Here is a 26,211-nt window from a genome sequence, read left to right as displayed (position 1 = left end):
CTAAGAGCTGATGAAAATACTCTTTGTAGAACTTTTATAATTATTTTGCTACCGTTGCTTTTGCAGCTTCATACATCACTCTTATATCCTCATCGGTATACTTTGTAAATTTATCGGGTGATATATCATAAGTAATACCATCCGAGATCATAATGGCATTATCTCCGGCTTTTACCCCATAAGTAAATGATAGACCGCTTGCTGTACTTCTGTTCAGGAAACCGTTTTTATCTTCTGCTTCAAATTTTACAAAGCCAGGATTCATTTCTTTATCGCTTGCTAATGTTTTAATATCTGCCACTTTCTCGGCAATATTGCTGTATTTTTCATCTTCATTAAATGGGTTTGAAAAATCTTGTTTAGAAAAAGTCATTTTGAAAAATTTTCCTCCATAAACAGCAATATCTTTTCCATCCTGAATTATTCTGGCTCCTTTTGGAGCTTTGGTAATTACATTATACCCTTTGCTGCTTAAGTCAAGATCTACAAGATCTGATATTTTGAAATGATTTTCATTGATCCCTTTTTTAGAAGTTTGTGCCTGAAACAGCGTAAACGAAAATCCGAAAATCAGTAAAAGTAAATTAAATTTTTTCATTGTATAAGTTTTGTAGAATTTCAACAACAATTTGTTAAAAATTTTATTGTTTAAATTTTAAAGAGGTTCATGGAAATGATAAATCCTACAACTCCTGCAACCAGCCAGACTATTTTGTGACTTTTCGGAGCTTCATTTATCCATGCTTTTGGATCTTTAGTCTTATTCCTGCTTTCGGCTGTTGTAATGTCCCCACCGGGGAAAAATAACATGGCAATTCCAATTAAAACAAAAACCGGTGCTGCTATTACAAACTTAAAAACAGATCCTGTGGTTTGCATCATTTCATATCCCATGTAAGTAACATAACCTCCGCCCAGAATAGCAAGAATTCCAAATAATCTTCCTAATTTCATACTCTATTTTTTTATTAAGATTTGTTTTATTGTCTGTAATGAGGCTTTACTACAATGCTTGTAATTTTCCCATTTTCCCAGGTTGTATACACTTTTGCTATGTTTTTAATAATATCGGTTACTTTAAAGATATACAGCTTTCCATCCGGTGAAAAGTAATTTACCTCAGCTTTCATGCTCAAACGGTTAACAGGTAAATCTCCCTCGTCTTTCGTGATCGAAAGAACGTCTTTACCATCTTTTACATATGGAGCAAAAGCATTTAAAAGATTTATTTCTTTAGCGAAAGAGTCTACTATTTTCTGAGCTTCGGGAGAAATTGCAGTAGTAGATTTTGTAATTTTCGGATTCGTCAAAACAAATTGCGTTTCGGAAGGATCTGTGATCACTAATTTATCAATCGAGCTGTTGTCATCAACAAGGAAATAATCATCGGTAAATCCTTTGTCGATATCATGTTTGTAATCTGACAAAGATAAATCGTCATCATATTTTACCTCCGAATCTTTACTGAAAGCTTTTATGAAGATCATTTCATTTTTTGGATTTTTCACTTCTGCATAGACGTATTTTTTTCCATTGGGAGCAATCAAAAGGGTAGAATCTTTGTCGTTTCTGAGAATTTTGCTTTCTTCTACTTTTAAAACGGTAATGGGATTTTCATACACTTTGAATTCTTTTCCCATTTCTATGTTTTGAGGTTTTTCTCCACAAGAGATAAGCGTTATGGAAACAGCAAAAAAAGATGCAGCTAAAACAGATTTATTTTTCATGTTATTAATTTTAAGAATATTTATTTATGATATTTTAAAAAGCTTCTCCTGCCTCTTTCTTTGATCCGTTGTATTCAATTAAAGTCGTAACCGCTTTTTTTAACCTTTCTACCAAAATCTGATCTGGGGTAAAATTGAACGGAGCTGAATAGTCATTATAGTTAGGACCGCTTATGGAAAATACCTGCTTCAGTGTGGCATTCTTTTCACCATCACAAATAACTGATAGGCAGCCTTTTCCTGTTACATAGAAATCGTCTGAATATTCAGAATTCATTCCTGTAATTTTATTCAGATCGATCGTTGTTGTGCAGAAGTTTGTTTCTCTTTCATATGGCTTTTTATAGACAAATTTTCCGTCGGAATAAGAAACAAATATTCTGTATGATCCTAGGTTTTCCTTCATCTTTCCGGCTATCCAATCCATTGTTTCCTGCTTGCTTGGTTTTGAAGATTTGCTTTCTGTGGCAGGTTTTGTAGCTTTTGCAGGTGTTTTTTTCTGAGCATTTGCATTCATGCTTGCAACTGTTAGTAATAATACAACTGCAAACTTTAATTGTTTGGTCATTATGTTTTATTTAAATGTTGTTTTTTTTAAGGATTTAAAATTCTGGCTTTGTGTTTTTTAATCTTTTAACGGATTTTTTAAAAAAGATTATGACTGTAAGCGGTAGATTTTAAATGGAAGTTTTCTTGTGTCTTTACGTGTTAAAATATAGAATAACACTTTTACAAATAAAAAGTAATTTTTGTGGTATAATCTAAATATTTCAACGGTTTTTAGTTTTTAATTTTGGCAAATATAGAATTTACTTTACAAATCCGCAAATTTAATGAATGAAGGAAAATTAAATTAATGCTTCACAATTTAATTTTATAATTTTTAAAGATAGCTTCCTCATTCATTTTCAGTTCGATAAGTTTTTGGATGTGGTAGGCTTCTTTTTCCTTGCCTAATTTTATGGTTCCTTCAACTAAACCGTTATTTTTATTTTTACAGTTTGATAATGTGGTATCTGTATCTGCAAATCATCTATTTTTGTTGATTATAATATCATTAATTCTTTTTCAGCATTTTGAAGTTCAATTTGTAAAGTTGAATGTTTCAGATTCTCAATCCAACGCTTCGATCCACTTGCCCAGTTTTTCAGCAATAGAATCATTGGTCATATTTGCGATTTTCCATTGGTCGCCATCAAATTTTGAAATGACAATGAAACTTTCTTCATCAAATTTAAAAGTGTAATAAATAAATCCGTCCGATTTATCTACGTTTCCTGTAATTTCAACTTTGTATGCTCTGTTGTTGAAAATTAAGTCGATTATTTTATCTGGTTTCTGCATCTTGCTTTTGTTCTAAATAGTGGGCGACTGATCTTTATTATTCCTCAAAATTCTTTAGAAAAACCATCCTGAATTATTGAAATCACCAGTTCTTCTTTATTTAAAATCGTTGAGCACCAAAATCCTTTTCCCCAGATTCTTTTTCCGGAAAATTCTTCGGTATATTTTGAACGTAATAAGGCAGAAGAGGTTTTGCTTTTCAGTCTTGAAATTTTCTGATTCAGTACTTTTATATTAGAAAGCACGAGTATTTCAACTTTTGATTCGTTAATATGAAGCGCTTTAATTTCAAGTCCGTCAATTATCCTGTCGCTGTTCTCCCTGCAAAATTCATGAATATCAATTCTCAATTGGTTTATAGATTTTTCCTGTAAAAGAATCCTGTTGTTTTGTGGATTTTTATTTACATATTCATAGGATAACTCATGGGACAAAGTGTAGCTTATATTTTGCAGGCGTAATTTCGAGTAAGTATCAGTAAGTTTTTTCCAACGTCCATTTTTATCCCAGACAGGATATTCGTTATAGGTTGTCCAGATAATGTGGAAAAGTTGGTTGTTATTCGTCATTTACTTTTCAAAATATCATTAATGATTTCCAGATGATGATTCGTATGTATTTCCAGAAATTTAATTGCCTTTTTCAGTTTTAAATCTCCGAAAAAAGGATGGTTGAAATATTTATTGGGATCAAGATTTTCCATTTGCCTGATTTTCGTTTTGGTGAATTGCAAATGCTGCTCTAAAGTCTGCTCATCATAATGTCCCGGAGTTACTACTTTTGGGGATTTTGCACGGCCTCGCGGAATTTTATTCAACGCAAAAACCATAATTTTCGAAAGTTTGAAGCTCCATTTATAATTTTGGGGATCAGATTTTTCTATGTTTTCAATAATGGCATTAATTGTCAGCAGAATATGTTCGATTTGCCATCCTACAGTCGATTTCGAAACTTCAGGATTGGAAATAGTATGCTTTGAGATTTTTTCTTCGAGATCATTTAAATATTTCGGCAGTTTATTCATCATTCAACCTTTTATTTTTTAGTTATAAATTCTGATGATTTCGCCGTTTCCTTTTCCGTTTACGCTTCTTACGTAACCGTTGATGACTTTTTTCATCGGAATAGGGTTATGTCCCGGAAAATAATCTCTGTATTTTTCGTAAGCGTCTTCCACCATTCCGGAAGATACAACGTTGAGTCTGATTCCGTTTTCCAGTTCCAAAGCTGCCGCCTGTACAAAGCTGTGAATTCCGCCATTCACCATTGCAGCACTTGCAGTCTGTACAACAGGGTCGTCCGCTAAAATTCCTGTAGATAATGTTATAGAACCGTTGGAATTCAGATAATCTTTTCCGATGCGGACGAGATTAACCTGCCCCATCAGTTTGCTTTTCAGTCCGATATAATAATCTTCTTCGGTAAGGTCTTTAAAATCTGCCCATTTTGCTTCACCGGCGATACAGATGATGGCATCCAGTTTTCCGGTTTTTTCGAACATTTCTTTAATGGAATTGCTGTCTGCAATATCCACCGTTACATCTCCTGAGTTTCTTCCGGCAATTACCACTTCGTTGTTCTCTTTAAAATGTGCTGCTACTGTTTTTCCGATGGTTCCGTTACCGCCAATGATGAGTATTTTCATTCTGTGATGTTTATTATTGATGATTTTCAGATGTAATCAAAGGTACGGAAAGTATTTTATCAAAAAGAGTGCAAAATTTGAGTTTTCTATAATTGAATTTCATCATTAAATGTTGCGAATAACAAATACATCGTACTGTATTTATAAGTCATCAACGGTAATAATCAGTTTATTTTTCTTCTGCTGAATATTCACCATTTTTCCTTTTCCGAAACCCAGTTCATCAAGCCATTTTCCTCTGAGGCGGATTTCCGGAACGATGATCACTCGGTTGCTGCTTTTCTGAAATCTTGAATGGATTTTTAGTTTTCTTGAATTCATCATGGTGTTTTTGTTATCTGATAAATTTGGTTTTGGTTATTTGTTTTTACATTTTTCTGGCTGTACAGGAGGAAGCTGTAAAAAGACATGAACTTCCTTCCTATACAAACCAAGGGTATATGATAAATTGTGTTTTTAATCTCTAAATAAGCAAATTTTTGTTCATCTAATTATCTTGTTTTTCGTCAGAAGATATAAGATTGTTCTAATCAATTATTTGTTCTACAAATGTAATAAAAATATTTTTATATTACCGAATTCGGTAATGATAATTTATACTAATAATTTCAATTTGCACAAAAGAGTGCAGTTATGAATGAATTTAAGACCGATGAAATCAAAAAACTGGTTTCAGAAAAAATAAAAGAAATAAAAGGAGAGGTTCCTTATTCTAAGATTTCTGAAAAGTGCAATATTACAGCGGCAAGAATTAGTGATGTTGCCAATAACAAAATCGATTGTCAGCTCAGTACTTTCATTGAAATTGCTACCGGATTAAGAGTTCATCCAAAAGAATTATTTGATATTATTTTTGATTTTGAAGAGTATTATTCCGAATTGGATAAATAAACACGATGTCGCGGATTTGTAATTCGTTATTTTAATTTTTATATTCCGAAAGTATAGGTTGCAAATTTTTACGAACGAGGTTCTTCGTTAGAAAAATGTCACGGATTGCAAATCCGCGACATCTGGTTTTTAGTACAAAAGTTCAATCGAAGAACGAATGTTGAACCTTGCAAAAATGTCCAATCGAAGCCGTTCAGTCCCGCTTTTGGCAATACCTTGTTATGCGATGGCCTTCTTCTACCGCTTGTTTGCATTAGATTGTTAAGAATTGTTCATACAGGATTTTCGCATAGTATTTTCCATACCTGTTTACAATTATTTTGCTAAATAAAATAGGCAAAAAGTAAATTGAGGTTAGTATCCAACCTAAATTTCTTGTTGTTATGTCTCCTTCGAAATACGAGGAAATAAGTATAACAAGAGAAATAATAAATGCTAACAATGAGCCACCGATTAAATTTCTAAAAAAACCGTATTCGATATTGTGTTGTAACAGTAAGGAATTGTCTCTAAGAGCATTTCTAATTTGGGAAACGCTTGTAGCAATTAACTTTCTTGCCCTGAGTTGGTCAGCAGATTCTTCAATTAAATTTAATAGACTAATAGCAAATTTATCTTTTATTTTTTCTTCAATTTTTTGCTTTATACTCGTTTCAAGTTCGTTGTTTGATTTAAGCAATAAATTGGTTGTTGGCATTTTAATTTCATCTTTGAAATAAAGTCTTTGAAATATCTCTTTGGAAAGAAAGCGATTTATTTGGACGAGTAAAAAAACAATTGCAGAAGAAAGTATGACGTCAGTTACTGTTGGAAGTGCGGAGTATATATTTTCAAGTTTATCATGATATAGAGTTGAAATATATTTGTTGTATAGTATTATTGCTGGTACTGACGTCAATACAGTCGAAAAAAGTCTTGCCTTAATGTAGTAACTATTTATTGCCATTATTTTGCTAATAAGTGTCCAATTGAATATGCATGATGAGTTTTATTAATAGGAGGAACATCTCTATTACGATGTGCACAGAAGTCTTTTGCAAACTCAAAGTTTTTTACAAATATTTCTATGTGCTCTGTAGTAATATCTAATATTACGTATCCAGCTTGATTGTTTGTTATTCGTATTTCAGGATATTTTGAATAGGCTAAGTGCTTCGAACTTGCATTACCCAAAAGTGTAACTGTCGGAGTAAGTGATTTTAAAAAATCAAAATTTCTACCAGAATCTCTTCCATGATGGGGCGCAAAAAGAATATCCACATTTCTTACTTTTTCGGTATAGTTTTTAACTATGTGTTCCCAAGTTAAATCTTCACTATCTCCTGCAAATAGAATCTTCCAATGTCCGCCGTTTGCTTTGGGAGGAGTATAAAGTAAAACATATGAGGAATCATTCCAATCACCTTTTTCATTGCAACTATTAAGGATTGATGGTGTAGGAGATAAAATTTCGATGTAGTCTTCGTTGTAGTAAAGATTTGAGTTGCCCGCATAATATGTCAACCGAGTACCTGGTGTAATTTTTCCGTCTCTGACATTTTTATAGAACTTCCAATCTTCCATGTTGTAACCACCTGAATTTGCCTTATCAGATATTTCCTTTTTATTGTTTGTGTCCCAAATATTACTGATGTTAAACTCGTCAAAAAAGTCTTTAATTCCATCAAGATGATCCATATCTGGATGTGAAATAATAAATCTAAAAATATTCTTGATTCCCTTTTGTTTTAGGTAAAATATTGGATTGTCAGGTGTACCTTTCTGTTTGTAATCTTTTTTGTCTGAGGGAACCTGGGTTCTTAAATACATATCTTTCCTAATCTGTGAATTTTTAACAGCAATTTCTTCTGCCGTATCATAGTCATTATAGGCATTACTTATATCAATAACTGTTGTTCTACCAGAGTCATGCTGGATAATGTTACAGTCTCCTTCAAGTACGTTTAGAAAATGAATTGTCGCCATTATTATTCGTTGGTTTATGTTGTAATGTTGGTTTTAGGTTTTCGCATCTAAATTTACGCATTGCATAAAATTCACATTTATAACATGCGTCCATTCATTTTATAATGAATTCAATAATAGTGTTTAAACTACTGATTTAAAGATTGTAAAGTATATTTTTTTGAGGTTTTATTTTTTTTGTATGGGTGAAGTTTTATATATTTGATGAAAACTTAACCATGGAAATTATTTCGCTTGTAGATTCTTACAAAGAGAAATTAATTATTCAAAGATACAGTTCATCATCTGTAAAAAACTATTCAAGTGCTCTTCAGAATTTTTTGAGCATCGCTTCTCAAAAGTATACAGATCCGCTTGATATTTCTTTAGAAGATGTTGAGAAATTTATCTTTTGGAAAATTAATAAACACCATATTTCTGCATCGCATCAAAGCATTATTCTTTCGAGTATTGCTAAATTTTACAAATTATTATTTGGTAAGGATATCAATCTTAAACATCTGTATCCTAAAAGAAGAGAAACAAAGCTGCCTAAGTTTCTTACCTGTAACGAAGTAAAAAAGATTCTTGAATGCACCGAGAATATAAAGCATAAAGCTCTCCTCACTACAATTTATTCGTGTGGTCTGAGATTAAGTGAAGTTCTGGAACTGAAAATATCGGATATAAAATCTCAGGAATCTGTTCTTTTAATCAGACAGGGAAAAGGGAAGAAGGACAGATTTGTAAACCTCTCTCCCAAATTGCTGGAATTATTGAGAGTGTATTTTAAAATGTATCAGCCGAAAACGTATTTGTTTGAAGGTCAAAATACAGAACAATACTCAAAAAGAAGTGTGCAGCAGGTATTTAAAAACTCATTGAAAAAGGCAAACATCAGTTCTCCCGCAACCGTTCATACACTGCGCCATTCTTACGCAATGCATCTTTTAGAAAACGGTACAGATATCAGAATAATTAAAGAACTTTTAGGGCATAATGATATTAAAACCACAGAAATTTACACCCATATTACAGATATTTCCAAAAGTAAAGTCAAAAGTCCTTTAGATTACTTGTAAAAAAACTTCACAAAAGCAGTGTAATTCTCGCGATGTCACGGATTTGTAATTTCCATATTGTAAAATGACGGATTGCAAATCCGCGCTATCGGATAGTGCTTATTTCATTTTTGGTTCACTCTTCGAAAGTGTTACAAATTTACCATTTTCGTCAATTTTATAAATTGTTGTCGTAATCTCTGTTTCTCCACTGGATTCGTTATAATCTTTCACTTCAATTTTGCTTTTGGAAATCTCGCTTTTTGTCCACATCCAAGATTCCGCAATTTCGTCGTAAGCAATTTGCAATGTGTCAATTTTCTTGAAATTTTTGTCAAAAGTCACCATAAAGGTTTTAAGTTCCATTTCTCCATCTTGAAATGTAAATACAAATGTTCTGAAATTTTCAGAATAGGGCAGTTCATAATTAACAGAAATATCCCTTCCGTTTTTAAGCCAATCTTGAAGTCCTAATTTTTGTATTTGTTCTTTTTTAGCTTTTTATAAACTCTTCCATCAGGATGATTTTCTCTATATGATTCATCATAAGTGTCGAAAGAAGTTTCTTCAGATATTGGAAAATTCGCCATATCTACTTTCATAAATTTGATTTCATCAATTGCATCCGAATTTTCTTTTAATAAATCAGTTTTGGGTTGAATTTGATTTTTTGGCTTAATTTCTGTTTTTTCAATTTCTTGAGTTTTTTCTTTACAAGAAACTACTGTAATAAAGAATAGAAGTATTAAAATATTTTTTTTCATTATTGATTCATTTTATGTTTTTGTTTTGCGGTTTTGAGAGCATTACTGCTAACGGTTTGTGGCTTGGCGAAGGCAGGGCAATCGAAGCACTTCCGTTCGGTTAATGTACAAAAATTTTATAGAAGCACAAAAGCTGAAGTTTGCACTTCAGCCCTGCTTTTGCCAAACCGATGTTGTAGGTAGTTTTATTTTTCATCGCAATATCCTTTGTTGTCTGTTTTCATATGTTGTCGTCCCCATTGATACATACTGTCAATAATAGGCAACAAGGTTTTTCCATAGTCAGTTATATTATATTCAACTCTTGGTGGGATTTCAGGAAAAATAATTCTTTCAATTATTCCGTCTGTTTCTAATTCTCTTAACTGATTCGTCAAAGTCTGTTTACTAATTTCCGTTATGTTTTTAAGTAAAACACTATAACGATTTCTGTCTGTTCGTATCATATGAATAATACTTGGTTTCCATTTTCCACCAATAATATTCATACAATACACAACAGGGCAGTTACCTGGTGTAAACTCTTTTGTCTTCCTAACCGCTTTGTTTTCCATTAGTCTAAAATTTTAGCCTATACACATATTTATTGTTAATACAAAATTTTTAGTCAAAGGTAATAAATTTGTGGTACAACTAAATAAAATTAAAAAAATGAACAGAATAGCAGTTATAACAACAAAATACGCTTCTAATTATCCAGATGTGGATTTTGAGGCTTTGAAGCAAAAAGAAATACCAATGGTAATGAAGTGGAAAGAAGAAGGAATTATTGAAAACTTTTTTGTAAGAACAGATGCCAATGGTGCAATGCTTTTTTTTAAAGATATGGAAATGGAACAAGTGGCTAATAAAATAGAAAGTTTACCTTTTTTTCCATATTTAGAAAAGGTGGAATACATTGATTTAAATAAAATATTTTAAACTTAAAAATGTAAGTAATACAATATCAAAATTTTGGAGCATCAGAAGTTTTAGCTCTCAATAATATTCCTCAACCAACAATTGCTACGGCAGACGATGTTTTAATTCAAGTAAAAGCCGCAAGTCTAAATCCACTGGATATTAAAATACCGATGTCGCGGATTTGTAATCCGTGATTTTAATTTTTATATTCTGAAAGTATAGGTCGCAAATTTTTTGCGAAAGATGTTCTTGGTAGGTAAATGTCATGGGCTGTAAATCTGCGACATCTGGTTATCTGGAATTAATTGACAATCAAATGGGGTCATTAAAATTTACTGGACTTCCAAACCGAATTTTACTTTCTCTTAAGACATCTTCTGTAAAATTGATTAGTTTTAATATTTATATACAAATTGGGGAAGTTTTCCTTCTTTTACAATCTGCTTGACTAGTTCGATTTTTTCCGTATCAAATATTTGCATAATGTTGGTGTAAAATGGCAGCTAACGTTCCGGGGCTTGGCGTAGTAGCCGTTGAGCGTTGGATTTGTGCGTTGGCAGGCTATTACGCCAAACCCCTATTGCCTGATGTGCTTTTTTTATTATTTCAAAGTTTTTGTCAGCCATACAATTCTTCAAGTTCAAGTTTTTTAATTCGTGAACGGATTGCACCTTTTGTTCGTCCGAAATGTATTGCCAAATCACGAACATTCACGCCTTCGCAATACATTACTGTCAATTCTTGGTCAAGTTCGTCTGTCCAAGGTTTGTATGCGTCTTTATGTTTTTCTCTTATTTCGTCATAAGAATATGCTTTGCCATTTGTCTGTTCTTGTTTTTCTGTTTGCAGATTTGTGGTTTTGGATTGTATTGGTGTTACAAGTTTTTCCTTTTCTTCTTCGCTTGAAACTTTCATTATGTGAATTTGCGAAGAACGTGGAAATTCTTTTGGCATTAGTGTTTCAGGAATGTGAATACTGTTTCTTGTTCGTGTAACGGCAACATACAAAAGGTTGATTTCTTCATTTAGTTTGTCAGGATTGATGCTTTTTTCTTTGTCTTCTAAAAATTTTTCTAATTTTTCTTCTGAAATAAAATCGTTGACAAGTTGAATAGCATCGTATTCCATTCCTTTGCAACGATGAACAGTTGAAAAAATCATTTCTGCTTTTTCTTTGTCATCGTTGTCAATGTGCTTTTCTTTAATTGCTTTTATGATGTTTGGAATTTTGTTGCCGTATTCTCGCACAATTTCAATCATCATTCCAAGTTGAACGTCTTCGGTTTTTTCAATATAATCTTCTAATTCATCAAGGTTTTTCATTTCCTTGATTAGCTTATCTTTGATAAGGTGTCGTTTTTCGTTGTAAAGATTTAGAATGTCATAAAGCGAAGCTCCTTCGTCTGCATAAGTGTAAGAACTGATGTTGCCTTCAAAATAAATGTTCTTAACTTTTTTCTTTTCCATTACATACTCAATCGCTTTCAAAAGCAAACCAAGATTTGTTCTTCCAATTACCGCTTTTGATTTTACTTTGTCGGTTGTGCCTTTTCCTATTATTGAAAAATTTGGTTCGTTGTTGATATGTTTTTTTAATCTCAAAACTTCCATTCCTAAGCTTGCAATGTCTTGACTGAAACGAAAACTTGTTGAAAGATTATAAGTTTTGAAATCTGCTTTTTCAAGTGAGTTCACGGCATAACGCCAACCGTAAATTTGTTGGTGCGTGTCGCCAACGATTACTTTGGTTGCTTTTTGCTTAAAGAAAACGTCAAGCATTGCCGATGAAGCATCTTGTCCTTCGTCAAACAAAATGTAGTCGTAATGAAGTGTCGGGTTTGAAAGTTGAAATTTTTTGAGATAAAAGTCGTGTGTGATTTCAATTTCGCCTTTGTCCATTTTGTTTAAAAGTAAGCGTGTTTGTTTCTCAATGTAGTCGTAAAAGATTGTTACAAATGCTTTAGCTTTATTGTCGGAAACAGTTCCAAGATAATTTAAGTCCTGAATTTTTTGTTTGTCGCTGTTACAGAAATATGCAATAAACTTATTGATGTGGTTCGCAACAATGTATTCAGCGTGCTTTTCTCCGTTACCTTGCAAGTTAAGCAACTCGGCTATTTCGTTTGTCTTGTAACCTTGATGTCGGACTTTGTATTCGTGTTTGAAAACAATGTGCTTGTATGCAAGCGAATGTGCAGTTTCAACTTTTACGTTGTCAAGTCCTTTGTCCATAAATTTTTTCTGTGCTTCTAATTTTACTGATTTGTTGAAAGCAAGGTAAAGAATTTTGGATGTCTTGGGTCGTGCTTTGGCGTATTCAATTATGGTCGTAGTCTTACCCGAACCTGCAACAGCATTTATTTTGATGTTGCCCGTTGAATTTATGATGTCATATTGTTCCTGTGTAAGCTCCATTTTTAATGAAAAAATCGTCTGAAAGATACGATTTTTTGATTTTTGTCCGTTTGTTTTAGTTCGTCTGTTTCTTGTTAGCACGGTCGCCTGTAGCATTGCAGGCAACATTTAAATTTAATTATTGCGTCAAATTTAAATTTATAACATGCGTCCAAGTATTTTATAATCAACTGATGTCGCAGATTTGCAATCCGTTACTTTAATTTTACTAGTTCGCAACAGTAATGGTTAGCTTCTTTTTCTTTTGCTGGATGTGTACAGTTTTTCCTTTTCCGAAACCCAGTTCATCAAGCCATTTTCCTCTGAGCCTTATTTCCGGAACGATGATGAGTTGATTGCTGCTTTTCTGAAATCTTGAATGGATTTTTAGTTTTCTTGAATTCATTATTGTCGTATTTTTATATGACAAATGTATAAAAAAAAATCAATTTGTCAACTTTTTGTATGACAAATTTGTAAGCGAATTAGCTGACATTTGAATTATGACGAGAGAACAGCTAAAGACAGAATTGGGTAAAAGAATTATTATGCTTCGAGAACAGAAAGGGTGGAGCCAGTCGGATTTTGCCCGTGCCTGTAATAAAGACCGACAGGCAATTGAAAAATTGGAAAACGGAAAAGTAAATCCTACACTTTATACTTTACTGGAATTGGCTGCTGCTTTGGAAGTTTCTTTGTCAGAACTGGTGGATTTAAAATGATGTATTATTTCACACGAATTGTGACATTAGGATCTAAACGTGATGTCGCGGATTTGTAATCCGTGATTTTAATTTTTATATTCTGAAAGTATAGATTGCAAATTTTAGCGAAAGATGTTCTTGGTAGGTAAATGTCACGGATTGCAAATCCGCGACATCTGGAAAATTTAGTAATAAAAATGGTATAATTTTTATGATTTTCATTTTTGCGTTCCGTTGTTTTAAGATTACAGCTAACGATCAGCTCGGCTTTGCGATGTGGCGGAATTTTGGCACAAAAGTTCAATAGAATTACTGCTATTGAACCTTGCACAAATGTTTAATAGAAGCACTTCAGCCGCCATATTGCCAAACCGATGTTATGTGCCGTATTAATTTCATTCGTTAAAGTATTTTTCAATTTCAGTTATAGCATTGTCAAGACCATTTTCGTCTCTGATTTGTTGCCCAACTATTGAAACATTATTTTCTATTTCCTTTATTTGAACTTTTTGAATAGCCGAAATTAGTTTGTCAGCCGATAAAGTTTTTACAGGAATATGTACACCTAATTTTTTTCGTTCAACAATTTTCCCCCAAGTTGGTTGGTCTGTATAAAATGAAACAATGATTACTGGTAAATTGTGTCTTAACATCGTTGCCAAAGTTCCTGCACCACCGTGAAAAACTCCTATTTTGCATTGTGGTAAAATTGTTTCGTGATTTACATACTTCGTTACAAATAAATTTTTGTTTGTTGGCAAATTGTCAAACTGTGACCAGCCTGTACAAAACAAAATTCGTTCATTGGTTTGCTCTAAAACTTGTGTCAAGATTTTAGAAAACTTTGCTGTGTTACCAACTCCATTACTGCCGAAACCAATATAAATGGGTTTGTCGCCATTAGATAACCATTCAGAAAGTTCGCTTGTTGTTTGGTCCAAAAAATGATTTTCTCGTGTGTGTTTTGGAATATTTATAAAACCAGTTATTTTATGATGGCTTTCCCAGTCTTTTGGTTGTGGAATTAATGACTGACTTAAACAGTACAAGTCCAATATTTTTTGTTTGTCAAGATATGTAACTAAATTCTCTTTTAGTTCAGGCAAACCAAGTTCTTTTCTATACTCGTTGGTGTCTTGTTTTATGAATTTCCAAAAGAAACCTTGTGCGATTTTATAAGTGAGTTTATTGTACCAAGGAAAATTAAAAAAATCAAAATCACCTAATGGAAATTCAACCGTTGGAACAACCGGTGGCATAAAATAACTTAATGCAACTTTTTTATTTTGTATTTCAGCAATAGCACTTAAAATTGGAAGTGTCATTGAGTTAGCAATGATAAAATCAACTTTTGAAATTGCTTCATAATAGCTTTTTCTCAAAGGGTCTCTGTTGTCGTGAAGTACTTTGAAATAATACTTCATTAATTTTATTGAGTTCTCTGTCTGCAAAATGCTTTGTCCTTCTTTTGAGTTCATCATTGTTTCGGCATTTCCCCAAAGTGGCTGAAATGCGACACCAAAACCTTCAACAAAGTCTTTAAAGTCTTCCGTTGCAGAAAGGGTTACTTGATGCCCTTTTTCCATAAGTCCAAGAGCCAATGCGACATATGGTTGTAAATCTCCTCTTGTTCCGTAGGTAAATATTCCTATGTTCATTTAGTTTTTTTGTACAGTTTTACTATTTCTTCAATAACGATTGCTGGGTTTCTCTCCCAAACCTTATGGTCAGCATTTTTAGCAATTACAAAATTATGATTTGGCATTGTTCCCAATTCCTTACAACAATTTATCCATTTTTCCTTTTCATCTTCTTTTATCATTGGTTGGATGTTTTCCGCCATAATCATTGTTACAGGTGTTTTTGAACTTAAAAACTTGTCTTGCATAAATTCGGCTGTATTTGAAAAGCTATTTAAAGCATAAAACAAACCTGGTTTATATTGTTTAATCATTTTCCAATCTTCCTCTTTTATTGTTTGGATAAATTCATCCGACCATTTTTTTGTAAAAAAGCAAGGTGTAGCAATGTCTATACAAACAACTCCTTTTACCTTTTTTATATTCCGATGAGTAAATAATGAAGCATAATAACCACCAAAAGAATGGCAAACAATGAATATTTTTTTAGAATAGCCTAATTTTTTTAAAGCTATTTCTAAGTCTTTTACTTCGTTTTGGAAGCTGATTTTTGTCGTATCAATTTCACTTTTTCCTAACCCAGCTCTGTCATAAGTTATTATTGTAGCTTTTGTTTGCTTATGAATTTCGTTTGTTATTGATTGCCAAACACTACCATCATCGCCATTTCCTGCTTCAAAAAGGATTGGTGTTCCTTTTCCTTTAATAATGTTAAAGTGCAATTTGTGATTTCCAACATTTATAAGTGTGTCAATTGTTTGAGCTTGTCCAAAATTGTAAGTTGTCAAGCAAATAAGTAATAAAATAATTTTGTTCATTTTCTCAAAGTATTATTGTCCCGATCTCGCGGATTTGTAATCCGTGATTTTAATTTTTATATTCTGAAAGTATAGGTTGCAAATTTTTTGCGAAATATGTTCTTGGTAGGTAAACGTCACGGATTAAAAATCCGCGACATCTGAGCTTCAATTGTTGCAAGGCTCTCATCTTCAACAAAAAATCCTAACTTCCATAATTTTCCTTCAGTTTTCTCATCAACAGTCTCACGCCTTGTTGAGTATCCGGATTAAAAGAGTTGGCGAAAATAATATACGCTTTGTGCTTTATTCTGTCGATATGAACAAGGCTGTAATACGTTCCTGCTGTACCGGAATGGGTAGAAAGTTCCTTTCCGTTCTCGTAAATATTAAACCATCCGATCGAATAATTCGGAATTCCTTTGTGAATAAAAGTATACGTTTTGGCTTTCAGGTAATTGTTTTTTCCTTCAAGCCCCTGAATATTAAGCTGAATGAATTTGATATAATCTTTCAGTTTTATATTGATATCTCCCGAAGGTTCTGTGTAATCCAGATGATAATCAAAAGTGGAAGGAACCGGTTGTAGTTTACCATCTTCTGTAAAATGTCCCCAAGTGTCTTTCTTATCCTGATTTTCCGGCCACGATAATTGTACGTTTAATTTTAAATCTTTGTTAAAGACCTGATCAACCAGTTGTTCCCAGTTTTTACCAGTTACTTTTTCTACCATTAAAGTCGCTAAAGTATATCCTGCATTGGAATAGACAAAAGGATGCTGTTCGTCTGTTTTTGCAGGTTCTAACGTCAGTACAAACTCTCCGAACTGTTTTCTTTTTTCCTGATGAGTTCCTTTAAAATCCGGAATTTTGGGATCGTCTTCTCCCTGAAACGGCTGAATTCCTGCTTTGTGGGAAAGGAGATCCTGTAACGTAATATTGGCGTATTCGGGTTTGCTTTTCGACTTCCATTTGGGGAAAAGATCGAAAAATTTGGTCGTCCATTTTAATTTTCCGGCTTCCACATATTTGGCAATGATAAATGCAGTCATTGCTTTGGTGTTGGAACCAATGTGGAATCTGTCGTTTAGAGTTGCCGTGTCCTGAAGATCAACTGAATGTTTTCCTAATGCTGCAATTTCCAGTGTAGATTTGCTGTCGATTACGGCGTAGCTGATTTCGGGAATATGAAACGCTTTGCGAATAGAATCAGCAAAATGAACGGTTTTCTGCCCGAAACAGATAATTGACAGTATTATGAAAAGGAGGGAGGTTATTTTTTTCATCGGTTTTTTGCTGTAACATCATTATATTTTTGTAACACGCAGGCAAATTTTAACACTTTGGAAATCTATTCTTTTTCATTGTTTTCAATTTCGTCTTTTTGTTCTGATATTTTTTGTCCACAATATGGACAAAATTTATGAAGTTTTTCTAATTGGCTGAAACAAGTGCTGCACAGGATTACCTTATCAAAAACCTGTTTAATTTTGTTTGTAGTTCGAACTGTGTATGTAGTTGGAATTTCTTTTAAGAAACTCGATTCATTTCCCTTTTGAGTAATTAAAAAAAGCTTTTCTTTGGCTCTGGTAATAGCAACATAAAATAGACGTCTTTCTTCTTCCATAAGCAGATCGTGATTTGCTTGTTTTATCACTTGGAAAATCCTGTCTTCAAGCCAAATATCCGGAAATCCACCATTGCCTTCCGTTAAACCAATAATGAAAACAACTTTTGCTTCAAGTCCTTTGGATGCATGTATTGTCTTACTCTGAACACGAATATTTTCATTTTTAAATCTGAAAAAATAAGGCGTAAACATCTTACTTCGTCTGTACAGAAATAAAATTTCATCATTGTTTATCCCGTCTTCTAACAGCTCTTTTACTTTATCTGTACAAAATTGCAGATTTTCGTCTTCTGTATTTCCTGCGAAAACAACGATCTTATGTTCGGATTTTTTTGATGCCTGAACGTCTTTTTCTACCTTAAATTTGTTATGTTTAATAACTTCGTTGCTTGCACCAACAATATTTTGTGTGCTACGATAATTTAGATTGAGTTTTATTGTTTTTGCATTTGCAAAGTGTTTTTCAAATTCTACAATATAGCTCACATTTGATCCTCTGAAACCGTAAATACTCTGCCAATCATCACCAACGCAGAATAACTGGGTATTGTTGGTAAGTAATAATTTAATAAGCTCTACTTGTAAATTGTTTACGTCTTGAAACTCATCAACCAAGATATATTGAAATTTTCCTTTGTATTTGTTTGCTATATCTTCGTGATTTTGAAACAATGAAGCTGTTCGTGAAATTAAATCGTTAAAGTCAAGGTAAGATTTGTTTGTACAATAATGAATATATTTTTTCACAATGGGAATTGCCAACTCATAAAAAAAGCGTACACGTTCGTGTTGATCTTTCCCAGCGTTTTCTGAAACTTTATCTATGCAGATGTTTTCAACTTTTATCATATCAGTAATTCTTAAGATTTGTAGAATAAAATCTTTCACGTTTTCATGATAGCCATTAAATTCTTCTTTAAAGTTTATGGAAATATTTTGGTGATAATCTGATGGTAAACGATTTTTAACAATTTTGTCGAGCGTGTGATTGAACAAAGCAGAATCTTTTGTCATACTTTCAAAAGTCCTGATTAGCAAAAAATTTCCTATTTTAAACTGTTCTTCTTTATCTTTTGTTGAGTAACTTTTATTGCTAACGTGCTCAAGGTAAAGATTTGCATTCGGGATATAAAAATCAGGAGTAAAAGTAAAATCTTTAATGTTTAGCAAAGGTTCATATTCGAATTTTATGCTGTGGCGATAAAACCAATCTGCAATAAATTGTTCTGATTTCGAACGTACTTTTGTTCCGTTAAGTGTAGTAAAATATTTTCCGTCTTTGGGTATATATTTAGGATCTATTTGTTTTAAATGGATTTTGTCTATGATATAATCCAGTATATAGCGTTTCAGCTTTAACAGGTATTCTGTGTTTTCACATTCGTCTATAAGTAATTTATGCATTACTTCAAAAGCCGTTTCGGGAGCAATGTGTTTTGAAAGTTCACTCTCGTCGTCGCGCTTTTCGTCTCCTATTATTTTGAATTTGTTATCAAACTCATTTACACCATAATTACGTAAAACACTGTAACAGAAGCTATGAAAAGTTTTAATGGTAAGTCCGTCGATCCATGTGTATTTCTTCTGTTGTAAAAATCTTTCTTTTTCTTTGTCTGCAATGCTTTTTTGCTTGTCAAAAAGTTGTTTTTCGTATTCACCACTTTCGTCTGCAGAAATGATAAGCCGGTCAATCATCTCATTTGTTGCGTTTTTTGTAAAAGTAATCGCAAGAATGCCGGAAGGATTCACATTTTTTTCTTCAATTAAGTAAATGAGTTTTTGCAAAAGTGTTTTTGTCTTTCCTGAACCTGCTCCTGCAAGAACTAAAAGTCTCTTATCTTCGCTAATAACGGCATCTTGCTGTTTCTCATTTAAAGCACTTAAATTTGTTTTCACTTTTTTGTTTTTAGTTTTTTATTGATTATCGCCTTATTTATAACGGTTCTTTATATTCCCGAACTTCAAGCGAACTGCAATAATTTAAATATAGTAAAAAAGTTTAATAAAATCGGTATAGTATATTTGTAATCGGATTAATTTCAGGACTTATAGTAAAGTGAAAAATATTCTGATATTAGTTTTTAGATATTTTTACGAACGAGGTTCTTGGGTAGGGAAATGTCACAGATTTCAAATCCGCCGCATCTTTTTAAATATTAATAAAAGTTATTCTCTTTTTCTGCTAATGATTTCTTCAAGTCCGGGTTTACAGGTTAATAAATGCCATCCGCCAAAAACAATAAATATTCTGTCGTTGCTGTCTAATAATTTATCAACGGTACTTAGTAAAAACTGGTCGCGTATTTCTTTGGATTTTCTTCCGATTTCCTGAAATTTCCCCACGGGTTCAAAGGGATTTGTAGGTTCAAGTTCCAAAATGTCGAAAGGACGTTTCAACAGCTGCTCATAACCGGATTTATAGAAACTGAACTTCTGTTCGGACTTGGATAATGCTACACCGCCTTTTTTAATGATATAGTTTTCTATAAATGTATTGTATCTTTTTTCTATTTCGCGGAGGTCTGTAATGTGCTGTCCTTTAAGTCCCCACATAAGGCGTTCTGTAATGATGTACGCCAAGAATTCTTTTTTAGAATAGCTTTTAAGTAATTCTTTAAACTCGAAGGAAACTGGCGGATCTCCGTCAACTGTTTTTATTTTTAAACTGTCACTCAGTATTTTGGTTAATCCAATTTCTCCATCCTTTAATAAGGCATCCTGTTTAGAAGTATAAATTTTCTTTGAGATGTCGCCTCCTTCATTAATGGCAATATTGGGTCTGAAGGCAAAAAAGTTCTGCTCAATTTTTGCAAACATTGGATTTTCAATATCCGAATCGTCTGTGAGATGAGCTACACCGCAAAACATCACTGTTTTTTTACCGTTTGTAAATTCCAGAATGTACGGATTGGAAGGAAGTTGTTTGTTAGAATCCAGCTTTATGTCGAGATAACTTGTTGTAGTATAAACAGGCGCAGCATCGTTACCTGTTTTTTTATTGAGATTTGAAGCGCTGCAACTTACAAGCAACACAGAAATAAAAATGCAGATCAAGAGATGTTTCATAGTGATTTTAATTCATTGCGGCTGACTTTCAAATTTACACATTCGTAGATTGTATGCATACACAAACCATTGTTTTTCTTCTGCTGAATATTCACCATTTTTCCTTCTCCGAAGCCGAGTTCATCAGCCATTTTCCTCTGAGGCGGATTTCCGGAACGATGATCAGTCGGTTGCTGCTTTTCTGAAATCTTGAATAAATTTTAAGTTTTCTTGAATTCATCATGTTGTTTTTGTTATCTGATAAATTTGGTTTTGGTTATTTGTTTTTACATTTTTCTGGCTGTACAGGAGGAAGTTGTAAAAATGCCTGAACTTCCTGCCTATACAAACCAAGGGTATATGATAAATTGTGTTTTTAATCTCTAAATAATCAATTGATTTTATATTAAATGCTTTTATTCGACAAATATAACAAAAAATCACAATACTGGCATATATCCCAATAATATTTATTTTTTATAAATGCAATTTAGATGAAAACATAGTATTAATGGATTTTCACAAAGACCTGCAAATTTTGATAGGAAAACGTATTTCTGAAATTAGAATGAAAAATAACCAAACTCAACAAGATTTGGAATTTTTAACAGGTATTGATTCGGCAGAAGTAAGTAAATATGAAAAAGGAAAAAGAAATTTAACTTTGAAAACTATGATAAAGTTTGCCGTAGCATTACAGATTCATCCAAAAGAATTATTTGATTTTGACTTTGATATAGAAAAGTATAAAATTGATGAGTAAACCTCGATATCGCAGATTTGCATCAGGGTAGTTTATTAATTATCTTTTTTTGAAAAAGTTGATTAATTCCTCTGTTAAGGGAGTTTCTATCATATATCCAGTAGGGTGGTTTTTATTTGAATTATCAAACCATTCTTTTATTTTCTTGTATTTATTTGTTAAATTTTTCTCTCTGGAAATTAAATTTATCTTGTTTACATTATTTTCAAAAAAAGGTAAATCTTCTACTAGAATATTATTCCATAAATGGGCAATGATAAAATATTTCTTGTCTTTTCTTTTAATAAAAAATATATTATAGTATTTTTTGTCTTTTTGTATAATATTACTTATTCCGGAGCATTCTTCACCGTTAATATTTTCATAAAAATCATTATTATTGGTCTCAATTTTAACTTTTAGCTTTTTAAAATTTTGATTGTATCTATTTTTTAAAATAGTGAAAGTATTTCCAAATTTTATATTATTTTCTATATAAAATTCATTTTGTTGATTATTGTTATACGAAAATTCTGTTGTTTCGGCTATTAGTATAGCATCACTATTCATAACCATTTTGTATAAAGGAAGTCGAGACTGAGCATACATTATATTCCATCCTAAGATAAAAAGTATAACAATGAAAAATTTATATCGTTTCATATTTAATAATTTTTGATATCGTTTCTCATTATTTTTAATTTAACTCGATATTGCGGATTTTTAATCCGTGATTTAAATTTTTATATTGTATAAGCATTGATTGGAAATTTTTACGAACGAAATTCTTTGATAGGAAAATGTCACGGATTGTAAATCCGCGACATCGGATAAATCACTTATCATATATTTTATTTTTAAAAAGCTATTTATATTATAAATTGATAACCCGATAGCACGGATTGCAAATCTGTAACATCGGTTTATGTAACTTTTTTAATTTTTCTTATTTAATTCTTGAAAAAATTCTTTTGTTTTTTCTTCATCAACTAAAAGTTCTATAAATGTTCTAACTTCTCCAGTTATTTCTGGTTTATTCAATAAAATATCTCCTAAAGTTCTTAATCTACGTAATTGACCAACACTACTAATTCTTGATTTTAATGTTGTATCAGTTTTAATAGTTTTTACAAATTCTTCAGCGGATTTGTTATCAAATTTTTCAAACATTTTAGAAATTCGTGAAGCGGCTCCATCCGAATAAAATGCAGTTCTTGCATAACTATAACTTGAACCTTTATAACCTACATATGTTAAAGTAATAGCATTTACAAAACGACTAACTAATGTGTCTGGAATAACAGAGCCATAACTGTATAAATCTTTTGCTATTCTAGCTTCTTCATTCCAATTATCTAAATTTTCTTCTAATTCTTTAATTTTAGGTTCAAATATTAACTTTCGTGTTGTAGTACTTAAATAACGTAGTCCGTCCACATGGCTTAACAATTCAATGCCTTTTTCATTTTTATCAGCGTCACCTTCCAAATACATTTTGTCAAACCGTTGACTAATTTGTTCTCTAGATTCTTTAGGTAAAACTCTCCATAAAATAGGAAAACTAAACTCTATATTACCTCTAAATCTAGTGGAAATAGTATCTGAAATATAGTAAGTGAAAAATTTATTTGCCATCTCAGTTTTATAAATTATAGGTAAATCGATGAATGCTTGCTCAACTGCTAACTCATGTTTATCATAAGTATCTGTATCCATTTTTGTTATATAATCGTTTACATTAATTATGGGTACTGGAAATTCTTGAGATAACACATATTTATTACAATCAGCTAACATATTTAGAACCTTAAATAAACTAGGATCAGAACTATCGGGATGACCATCAAATATATTTCTTGTTTCCCTTGCCTGATGTATAACTTTTTTTGCTTCCCAACTTAATACACCAATTTTGTATGCTCCTTCAATAAGATCATTATCAGTTACATCACGTTGAAAACCTTCATAATCCTTTACATTTTTATTCATTTCTTTATTAAATAAATCTAAGCTACGGTGCATTACTTTTCTTCTTAAATCATCGCTTACCGCATTCCAATAACAACCAATAGCACTTCTTAAACCTCCAGCAGTTAATACTCGATGTGCTTCATTGATATATTTATTATCAAATAATTCCGGTCGAACATTTATTAGTTCTTTTTGTAAGTATGTTAATTGCTCCTCAGGTAAAACAATTTGAGGAGCAATACTATTGGGTTGAGTTGTTTCTCCCATATTTTAACTATTTTTATTTTTATGCAATTAGTTTTAAATCTCAATAATATCTAAATTATACATTTATCAAATTAATATTAATTAATTTAATTAAGTATATTAATAATATGTGATTATACATTGCTATTTGCGTTGATTTAACCATTTATTATTATCAAATATAAATAATAAATATACTATTTACTTAAGGAAAACCATAATAGAAACAAAAAAACCGCCCTATAAAATAGAGCGGTTAGTATATTGAATGGTCTTAGCGACACGCTGTTACATCATTCCCGGCATTCCGCCACCCATTGGCATTGCTGGTTCGTCTTTTTTCACTTCTGTGATTACACATTCTGTTGTTAAAAGCATTCCTGAAACAGAAGCTGCATTTTCAAGGGCAACTCTTGTTACTTTTGTTGGATCGATGATACCAGCTTCAAGCATGTTTACATACTCGTCTGTTTTTGCATTGTACCCGAAATCTCCGCTTCCTTCTGCTACTTTCGCAACGATTACAGAACCTTCTCCTCCTGCGTTGACAACGATTTGTCTCAATGGCTCTTCGATTGCTCTTTTCACGATCTTAATTCCTGTATTTTCGTCTGCATTTGCACCGGAAAGGCTTTCAAGAGAAGCGATTGCTCTTACCAAAGCAACACCACCACCTGCAACAATACCTTCTTCTACTGCAGCTCTTGTTGCGTGAAGCGCATCGTCCACTCTGTCTTTTTTCTCCTTCATTTCCACTTCAGAAGCAGCACCTACGTAAAGTACAGCAACACCTCCTGCTAATTTAGCCAGTCTTTCCTGAAGTTTCTCTCTGTCGTAGTCAGAAGTAGTAGTTTCCATCTGAGCTTTGATCTGTGCAACCCTTCCTTTGATTTTGCTGTCGTCACCACCACCGTTTACAATCGTTGTGTTGTCTTTGTCGATAGAAACTTTCTCAGCAGTTCCCAACATATCTAAAGAAATGTTTTCCATTGTGAAACCTTGCTCCTCAGAAATTACCTGTCCTCCTGTTAAGATTGCGATATCTTCCAACATCGCTTTTCTTCTGTCTCCGAATCCAGGTGCTTTTACTGCAGCAATTTTAAGAGAACCTCTTAATTTGTTTACCACTAAAGTTGCCAAAGCTTCTCCTTCAACTTCTTCAGAGATAATTAATAAAGATTTTCCTCCCTGAGCAATTGGTTCAAGAACAGGAAGTAATTCTTTCATGGAAGAGATTTTTTTCTCAACCAAAAGGATGTATGGATTTTCAAGTTCAGCCAACATTTTTTCAGGATTTGTCACGAAATACGGCGACTGATATCCTCTGTCGAACTGCATCCCTTCTACAACGTCTACCGTTGTATCGATTCCTTTAGCTTCTTCTACTGTGATAACACCTTCTTTACCTACTTTTCCGAACGCTTCAGCGATTAAAGCACCGATTGTTTCGTCGTTGTTCGCAGAAACAGAAGCTACCTGCTTTACTTTATCTGTAGAATCTCCAACTTCCTGAGACTGAGCTTTCAGGTTTTCAACCACTGTTGCAACCGCTTTGTCGATCCCTCTTTTTAAATCCATTGGGTTTGCACCTGCAGCTACGTTTTTAAGACCTTCTCTTACGATAGCCTGTGCCAGAACAGTAGCGGTAGTAGTACCGTCTCCTGCGATATCATTGGTTTTGGAAGCCACTTCTTTTACCATTTGCGCTCCCATGTTTTCTACTCTGTCTTCAAGTTCGATTTCTTTTGCAACTGAAACCCCATCTTTGGTAACGTGAGGAGCACCGAAAGATTTTTCGATGACTACGTTTCTACCTTTTGGTCCTAAAGTTACTTTTACTGCATTAGCCAATGCATCAACACCTCTTTTTAAAGCGTCTCTTGATTCGATATCGAATTTTATTTCTTTTGCCATTGTTTTAAGCTTTTGGCGATTTGCTTTTAGCTTTTGGCTTTAGCAATTCGCGGTTTATTTTTTATAATTTGATTTTAATTTCCGTTAAGCCTGTTCCAAAGCGTGACAAGCTTCTTTTTTAGCAGGGTTAATTCTTCTGAAAGATTTTGGTATTCATTTTCATTAATGTAATCTAAATCTTTAGCAAGAATTAATTGGTTTTCTGCTTCGTTGGATGATCCCAGCGCAATATTGATGAAATTAGCAAACTCTTTATCTGAATTTCTTCCGCTTCCTTCCGAAATATTATATCCGATAGAAGCAAATGATCTCCTGATTTGAGAGGTCAACCCAAACATTTCTTCCTTTGGAAAATTTTTGGTTGAGGTATAAATTTTTAAAGTCAGTTGATGGCTTAATTGCCAAACTTCAAATTTTTTGAAATCTCTCATTTACTATTTTCAATGCTGGAAAGCCATCTGCCAAAAGCAAAAAGCTATTAGCCAATTATTCCTAGTAAATCTCCTTCTTTTACAATTAAATAATCCTTTCCTTCCAATTTCAATTCAGAACCTGAATATTTTCCGTAAAGAACTTTGTCACCCACTTTTACAGTTGTAGGCTCATCTTTTTTGCCCGGGCCAACTGCCACAACAGTACCTTCCTGAGGTTTTTCTTTTGCGGTGTCCGGAATAATAATACCTGAAGCTGTTTTAGTTTCTGCAGCGATCGGCTCGATCAAAACTCTGTCTGCTAATGGTTTAAAGTTTACTGACATAATATATTTAATTTTTTTAATTATTTCTGTCTTGAAATTCTCTAATTGTATGCCAACACAGGCAAAAGAAAATTTTGGCAGACTAATTTTTTT

At 32.7% G+C, this 26,211-nt stretch carries 32 protein-coding genes; 5 read left to right on the top strand and 27 right to left on the bottom strand.

Features of this window, described 5'->3' with window-relative positions; genetic code table 11:
* Positions 1-40 precede the first annotated feature (40 nt).
* From B0E34_RS04845 to B0E34_RS04805, 9 genes are all read right to left on the bottom strand, one after another.
* Positions 41-598, bottom strand: coding sequence for a hypothetical protein (locus B0E34_RS04845; RefSeq protein WP_087707368.1), 558 nt, complete (start codon positions 596-598; stop codon positions 41-43).
* A 50-nt stretch (positions 599-648) separates the two neighbouring features.
* Positions 649-954: a hypothetical protein gene (locus B0E34_RS04840; RefSeq protein ID WP_076390755.1), complete on the bottom strand. Its 306-nt coding sequence runs from the start codon at positions 952-954 to the stop codon at positions 649-651.
* Between the two features lie 26 nt (positions 955-980).
* On the bottom strand, positions 981-1,727 hold the full coding sequence (locus B0E34_RS04835) for a hypothetical protein (RefSeq protein ID WP_087707365.1): 747 nt from the start codon (positions 1,725-1,727) through the stop codon (positions 981-983).
* Between the two features lie 34 nt (positions 1,728-1,761).
* The gene (locus tag B0E34_RS04830; RefSeq protein ID WP_123956538.1) at positions 1,762-2,295 is read right to left on the bottom strand and encodes a hypothetical protein; all 534 of its coding nucleotides are present in this window, start codon (positions 2,293-2,295) and stop codon (positions 1,762-1,764) included.
* A gap of 545 nt (positions 2,296-2,840) precedes the next feature.
* A complete protein-coding gene (locus tag B0E34_RS04825; protein ID WP_087707360.1) occupies positions 2,841-3,071 on the bottom strand; it encodes a hypothetical protein in 231 nt (76 codons plus the stop codon).
* 44 nt (positions 3,072-3,115) lie between these two features.
* The gene (locus tag B0E34_RS04820; protein ID WP_087707357.1) at positions 3,116-3,640 is read right to left on the bottom strand and encodes a hypothetical protein; all 525 of its coding nucleotides are present in this window, start codon (positions 3,638-3,640) and stop codon (positions 3,116-3,118) included.
* Positions 3,637-4,098: a DinB family protein gene (locus B0E34_RS04815; protein WP_087707355.1), complete on the bottom strand. Its 462-nt coding sequence runs from the start codon at positions 4,096-4,098 to the stop codon at positions 3,637-3,639. Before B0E34_RS04815 ends, B0E34_RS04820 begins: the two co-directional genes overlap by 4 nt.
* 15 nt (positions 4,099-4,113) lie before the next feature.
* On the bottom strand, positions 4,114-4,716 hold the full coding sequence (locus B0E34_RS04810; RefSeq protein ID WP_087707352.1) for a short chain dehydrogenase: 603 nt from the start codon (positions 4,714-4,716) through the stop codon (positions 4,114-4,116).
* A 141-nt stretch (positions 4,717-4,857) separates the two neighbouring features.
* Positions 4,858-5,040, bottom strand: a complete 183-nt coding sequence (locus B0E34_RS04805; RefSeq protein WP_087707349.1) for a SymE family type I addiction module toxin — start codon at positions 5,038-5,040, stop codon at positions 4,858-4,860.
* A gap of 309 nt (positions 5,041-5,349) precedes the next feature.
* Here B0E34_RS04805 and B0E34_RS04800 point away from each other — a divergent pair, with 309 nt between their 5' ends.
* A complete protein-coding gene (locus B0E34_RS04800) occupies positions 5,350-5,607 on the top strand; it encodes a hypothetical protein (protein WP_087707348.1) in 258 nt (85 codons plus the stop codon).
* 253 nt (positions 5,608-5,860) lie between these two features.
* Here B0E34_RS04800 and B0E34_RS04795 read toward each other — a convergent pair whose 3' ends face one another.
* Entirely contained in the window at positions 5,861-6,553 is a 693-nt protein-coding gene (locus B0E34_RS04795; RefSeq protein ID WP_087707345.1) for a hypothetical protein, read from the bottom strand.
* Positions 6,553-7,572, bottom strand: coding sequence for a ComEC/Rec2 family competence protein (locus B0E34_RS04790; RefSeq protein WP_087707342.1), 1,020 nt, complete (start codon positions 7,570-7,572; stop codon positions 6,553-6,555). The genes B0E34_RS04795 and B0E34_RS04790 overlap by 1 nt, the downstream gene beginning before the upstream one ends.
* Positions 7,573-7,790: 218 nt before the next feature.
* Between B0E34_RS04790 and B0E34_RS04785 the strand changes: the two genes are divergently transcribed.
* Complete coding sequence (locus B0E34_RS04785; RefSeq protein WP_087707339.1) at positions 7,791-8,633, top strand: phage lytic cycle repressor MrpR family protein; 843 nt, start codon at positions 7,791-7,793, stop codon at positions 8,631-8,633.
* 99 nt (positions 8,634-8,732) lie between these two features.
* Here B0E34_RS04785 and B0E34_RS04780 read toward each other — a convergent pair whose 3' ends face one another.
* From B0E34_RS04780 to B0E34_RS04770, 3 genes are all read right to left on the bottom strand, one after another.
* Positions 8,733-8,978: a hypothetical protein gene (locus tag B0E34_RS04780; protein ID WP_087707337.1), complete on the bottom strand. Its 246-nt coding sequence runs from the start codon at positions 8,976-8,978 to the stop codon at positions 8,733-8,735.
* A 104-nt stretch (positions 8,979-9,082) separates the two neighbouring features.
* The gene (locus B0E34_RS04775; RefSeq protein ID WP_087707334.1) at positions 9,083-9,376 is read right to left on the bottom strand and encodes a hypothetical protein; all 294 of its coding nucleotides are present in this window, start codon (positions 9,374-9,376) and stop codon (positions 9,083-9,085) included.
* A gap of 185 nt (positions 9,377-9,561) precedes the next feature.
* On the bottom strand, positions 9,562-9,930 hold the full coding sequence (locus B0E34_RS04770) for a winged helix-turn-helix transcriptional regulator (RefSeq protein WP_087707331.1): 369 nt from the start codon (positions 9,928-9,930) through the stop codon (positions 9,562-9,564).
* Between the two features lie 97 nt (positions 9,931-10,027).
* Here B0E34_RS04770 and B0E34_RS04765 point away from each other — a divergent pair, with 97 nt between their 5' ends.
* Positions 10,028-10,297, top strand: coding sequence for a hypothetical protein (locus tag B0E34_RS04765; protein WP_087707328.1), 270 nt, complete (start codon positions 10,028-10,030; stop codon positions 10,295-10,297).
* Positions 10,298-10,897: 600 nt separating this feature from the next.
* Here B0E34_RS04765 and B0E34_RS04755 read toward each other — a convergent pair.
* The gene (locus B0E34_RS04755; protein WP_087707504.1) at positions 10,898-12,694 is read right to left on the bottom strand and encodes a UvrD-helicase domain-containing protein; all 1,797 of its coding nucleotides are present in this window, start codon (positions 12,692-12,694) and stop codon (positions 10,898-10,900) included.
* Between the two features lie 208 nt (positions 12,695-12,902).
* A complete protein-coding gene (locus tag B0E34_RS04750) occupies positions 12,903-13,079 on the bottom strand; it encodes a SymE family type I addiction module toxin (RefSeq protein ID WP_228423018.1) in 177 nt (58 codons plus the stop codon).
* A 97-nt stretch (positions 13,080-13,176) separates the two neighbouring features.
* On the opposite strand from B0E34_RS04750, the gene B0E34_RS04745 reads away from it, so the two are divergent.
* The gene (locus tag B0E34_RS04745) at positions 13,177-13,395 is read left to right on the top strand and encodes a helix-turn-helix domain-containing protein (RefSeq protein ID WP_087707323.1); all 219 of its coding nucleotides are present in this window, start codon (positions 13,177-13,179) and stop codon (positions 13,393-13,395) included.
* Positions 13,396-13,772: 377 nt separating this feature from the next.
* On the opposite strand, the gene B0E34_RS04740 is transcribed toward B0E34_RS04745, so the two are convergent.
* From B0E34_RS04740 to B0E34_RS21710, 6 genes are all read right to left on the bottom strand, one after another.
* Positions 13,773-15,035: a glycosyltransferase gene (locus B0E34_RS04740; RefSeq protein ID WP_087707320.1), complete on the bottom strand. Its 1,263-nt coding sequence runs from the start codon at positions 15,033-15,035 to the stop codon at positions 13,773-13,775.
* Positions 15,032-15,835, bottom strand: coding sequence for an alpha/beta fold hydrolase (locus B0E34_RS04735; RefSeq protein WP_087707316.1), 804 nt, complete (start codon positions 15,833-15,835; stop codon positions 15,032-15,034). Before B0E34_RS04735 ends, B0E34_RS04740 begins: the two co-directional genes overlap by 4 nt.
* A gap of 184 nt (positions 15,836-16,019) precedes the next feature.
* A complete protein-coding gene (locus B0E34_RS04730; RefSeq protein ID WP_087707314.1) occupies positions 16,020-17,099 on the bottom strand; it encodes a serine hydrolase domain-containing protein in 1,080 nt (359 codons plus the stop codon).
* Between the two features lie 65 nt (positions 17,100-17,164).
* Positions 17,165-19,339 (bottom strand): UvrD-helicase domain-containing protein, encoded by a 2,175-nt coding sequence (locus B0E34_RS04725; protein ID WP_087707311.1) that lies wholly within the window; start codon positions 19,337-19,339, stop codon positions 17,165-17,167.
* A 270-nt stretch (positions 19,340-19,609) separates the two neighbouring features.
* Complete coding sequence (locus B0E34_RS04720; RefSeq protein ID WP_087707308.1) at positions 19,610-20,509, bottom strand: hypothetical protein; 900 nt, start codon at positions 20,507-20,509, stop codon at positions 19,610-19,612.
* Positions 20,510-20,600: 91 nt separating this feature from the next.
* Entirely contained in the window at positions 20,601-20,729 is a 129-nt protein-coding gene (locus B0E34_RS21710; protein ID WP_262484724.1) for a hypothetical protein, read from the bottom strand.
* 270 nt (positions 20,730-20,999) lie between these two features.
* On the opposite strand from B0E34_RS21710, the gene B0E34_RS04715 reads away from it, so the two are divergent.
* A complete protein-coding gene (locus tag B0E34_RS04715; protein ID WP_087707305.1) occupies positions 21,000-21,251 on the top strand; it encodes a helix-turn-helix domain-containing protein in 252 nt (83 codons plus the stop codon).
* Between the two features lie 39 nt (positions 21,252-21,290).
* On the opposite strand, the gene B0E34_RS04710 is transcribed toward B0E34_RS04715, so the two are convergent.
* The 5 genes from B0E34_RS04710 to B0E34_RS04690 all read right to left on the bottom strand — a co-directional run bounded on the left by B0E34_RS04710 (position 21,291) and on the right by B0E34_RS04690 (position 26,118).
* Positions 21,291-21,893 carry a hypothetical protein gene (locus B0E34_RS04710; protein WP_123956536.1) on the bottom strand — a complete coding sequence of 201 codons (603 nt, stop codon included), beginning with the start codon at positions 21,891-21,893 and terminating at the stop codon, positions 21,291-21,293.
* Positions 21,894-22,166: 273 nt separating this feature from the next.
* Entirely contained in the window at positions 22,167-23,468 is a 1,302-nt protein-coding gene (locus B0E34_RS22450; RefSeq protein ID WP_087707299.1) for a hypothetical protein, read from the bottom strand.
* A gap of 267 nt (positions 23,469-23,735) precedes the next feature.
* Positions 23,736-25,361, bottom strand: coding sequence for a chaperonin GroEL (gene groL / locus B0E34_RS04700; protein WP_087707296.1), 1,626 nt, complete (start codon positions 25,359-25,361; stop codon positions 23,736-23,738).
* Between the two features lie 74 nt (positions 25,362-25,435).
* A complete protein-coding gene (locus B0E34_RS04695; RefSeq protein ID WP_076390783.1) occupies positions 25,436-25,792 on the bottom strand; it encodes a four helix bundle protein in 357 nt (118 codons plus the stop codon).
* 47 nt (positions 25,793-25,839) lie between these two features.
* Complete coding sequence (locus B0E34_RS04690; protein WP_029295711.1) at positions 25,840-26,118, bottom strand: co-chaperone GroES; 279 nt, start codon at positions 26,116-26,118, stop codon at positions 25,840-25,842.
* Between the last annotated feature and the right edge of the window lie 93 nt (positions 26,119-26,211).

This window comes from Chryseobacterium mucoviscidosis (assembly GCF_002177115.1).
GTDB lineage: Bacteria > Bacteroidota > Bacteroidia > Flavobacteriales > Weeksellaceae > Chryseobacterium > Chryseobacterium mucoviscidosis.
This window is presented reverse-complemented; position numbering and strand designations above follow the sequence as displayed.

Excerpts from the sequence above, each read along its gene's own strand:
- B0E34_RS04720 (WP_087707308.1), bottom strand. The coding sequence starts at position 20,509 with ATGAAACATCTCTTGATCTGCATTTTTATTTCTGTGTTGCTTGTAAGT.
- B0E34_RS04780 (WP_087707337.1), bottom strand. The coding sequence starts at position 8,978 with ATGGAACTTAAAACCTTTATGGTGACTTTTGACAAAAATTTCAAGAAA.
- B0E34_RS04835 (WP_087707365.1), bottom strand. The coding sequence starts at position 1,727 with ATGAAAAATAAATCTGTTTTAGCTGCATCTTTTTTTGCTGTTTCCATA.
- B0E34_RS04715 (WP_087707305.1), top strand. The coding sequence starts at position 21,000 with ATGGATTTTCACAAAGACCTGCAAATTTTGATAGGAAAACGTATTTCT.
- groL (WP_087707296.1), bottom strand. The coding sequence starts at position 25,361 with ATGGCAAAAGAAATAAAATTCGATATCGAATCAAGAGACGCTTTAAAA.
- B0E34_RS04810 (WP_087707352.1), bottom strand. The coding sequence starts at position 4,716 with ATGAAAATACTCATCATTGGCGGTAACGGAACCATCGGAAAAACAGTA.
- B0E34_RS04840 (WP_076390755.1), bottom strand. The coding sequence starts at position 954 with ATGAAATTAGGAAGATTATTTGGAATTCTTGCTATTCTGGGCGGAGGT.
- B0E34_RS04710 (WP_123956536.1), bottom strand. The coding sequence starts at position 21,893 with ATGAAACGATATAAATTTTTCATTGTTATACTTTTTATCTTAGGATGG.
- B0E34_RS04800 (WP_087707348.1), top strand. The coding sequence starts at position 5,350 with ATGAATGAATTTAAGACCGATGAAATCAAAAAACTGGTTTCAGAAAAA.
- B0E34_RS04830 (WP_123956538.1), bottom strand. The coding sequence starts at position 2,295 with ATGACCAAACAATTAAAGTTTGCAGTTGTATTATTACTAACAGTTGCA.
- B0E34_RS04805 (WP_087707349.1), bottom strand. The coding sequence starts at position 5,040 with ATGATGAATTCAAGAAAACTAAAAATCCATTCAAGATTTCAGAAAAGC.
- B0E34_RS04790 (WP_087707342.1), bottom strand. The coding sequence starts at position 7,572 with ATGGCGACAATTCATTTTCTAAACGTACTTGAAGGAGACTGTAACATT.
- B0E34_RS04775 (WP_087707334.1), bottom strand. The coding sequence starts at position 9,376 with ATGAAAAAAAATATTTTAATACTTCTATTCTTTATTACAGTAGTTTCT.
- B0E34_RS04795 (WP_087707345.1), bottom strand. The coding sequence starts at position 6,553 with ATGGCAATAAATAGTTACTACATTAAGGCAAGACTTTTTTCGACTGTA.
- B0E34_RS04845 (WP_087707368.1), bottom strand. The coding sequence starts at position 598 with ATGAAAAAATTTAATTTACTTTTACTGATTTTCGGATTTTCGTTTACG.
- B0E34_RS04765 (WP_087707328.1), top strand. The coding sequence starts at position 10,028 with ATGAACAGAATAGCAGTTATAACAACAAAATACGCTTCTAATTATCCA.
- B0E34_RS04770 (WP_087707331.1), bottom strand. The coding sequence starts at position 9,930 with ATGGAAAACAAAGCGGTTAGGAAGACAAAAGAGTTTACACCAGGTAAC.
- B0E34_RS04735 (WP_087707316.1), bottom strand. The coding sequence starts at position 15,835 with ATGAACAAAATTATTTTATTACTTATTTGCTTGACAACTTACAATTTT.
- B0E34_RS04815 (WP_087707355.1), bottom strand. The coding sequence starts at position 4,098 with ATGATGAATAAACTGCCGAAATATTTAAATGATCTCGAAGAAAAAATC.
- B0E34_RS21710 (WP_262484724.1), bottom strand. The coding sequence starts at position 20,729 with ATGAATTCAAGAAAACTTAAAATTTATTCAAGATTTCAGAAAAGCAGC.
- B0E34_RS04785 (WP_087707339.1), top strand. The coding sequence starts at position 7,791 with ATGGAAATTATTTCGCTTGTAGATTCTTACAAAGAGAAATTAATTATT.
- B0E34_RS04750 (WP_228423018.1), bottom strand. The coding sequence starts at position 13,079 with ATGAATTCAAGAAAACTAAAAATCCATTCAAGATTTCAGAAAAGCAGC.
- B0E34_RS04755 (WP_087707504.1), bottom strand. The coding sequence starts at position 12,694 with ATGGAGCTTACACAGGAACAATATGACATCATAAATTCAACGGGCAAC.
- B0E34_RS04825 (WP_087707360.1), bottom strand. The coding sequence starts at position 3,071 with ATGCAGAAACCAGATAAAATAATCGACTTAATTTTCAACAACAGAGCA.
- B0E34_RS04690 (WP_029295711.1), bottom strand. The coding sequence starts at position 26,118 with ATGTCAGTAAACTTTAAACCATTAGCAGACAGAGTTTTGATCGAGCCG.
- B0E34_RS04740 (WP_087707320.1), bottom strand. The coding sequence starts at position 15,035 with ATGAACATAGGAATATTTACCTACGGAACAAGAGGAGATTTACAACCA.
- B0E34_RS22450 (WP_087707299.1), bottom strand. The coding sequence starts at position 23,468 with ATGGGAGAAACAACTCAACCCAATAGTATTGCTCCTCAAATTGTTTTA.
- B0E34_RS04820 (WP_087707357.1), bottom strand. The coding sequence starts at position 3,640 with ATGACGAATAACAACCAACTTTTCCACATTATCTGGACAACCTATAAC.
- B0E34_RS04695 (WP_076390783.1), bottom strand. The coding sequence starts at position 25,792 with ATGAGAGATTTCAAAAAATTTGAAGTTTGGCAATTAAGCCATCAACTG.
- B0E34_RS04730 (WP_087707314.1), bottom strand. The coding sequence starts at position 17,099 with ATGAAAAAAATAACCTCCCTCCTTTTCATAATACTGTCAATTATCTGT.
- B0E34_RS04745 (WP_087707323.1), top strand. The coding sequence starts at position 13,177 with ATGACGAGAGAACAGCTAAAGACAGAATTGGGTAAAAGAATTATTATG.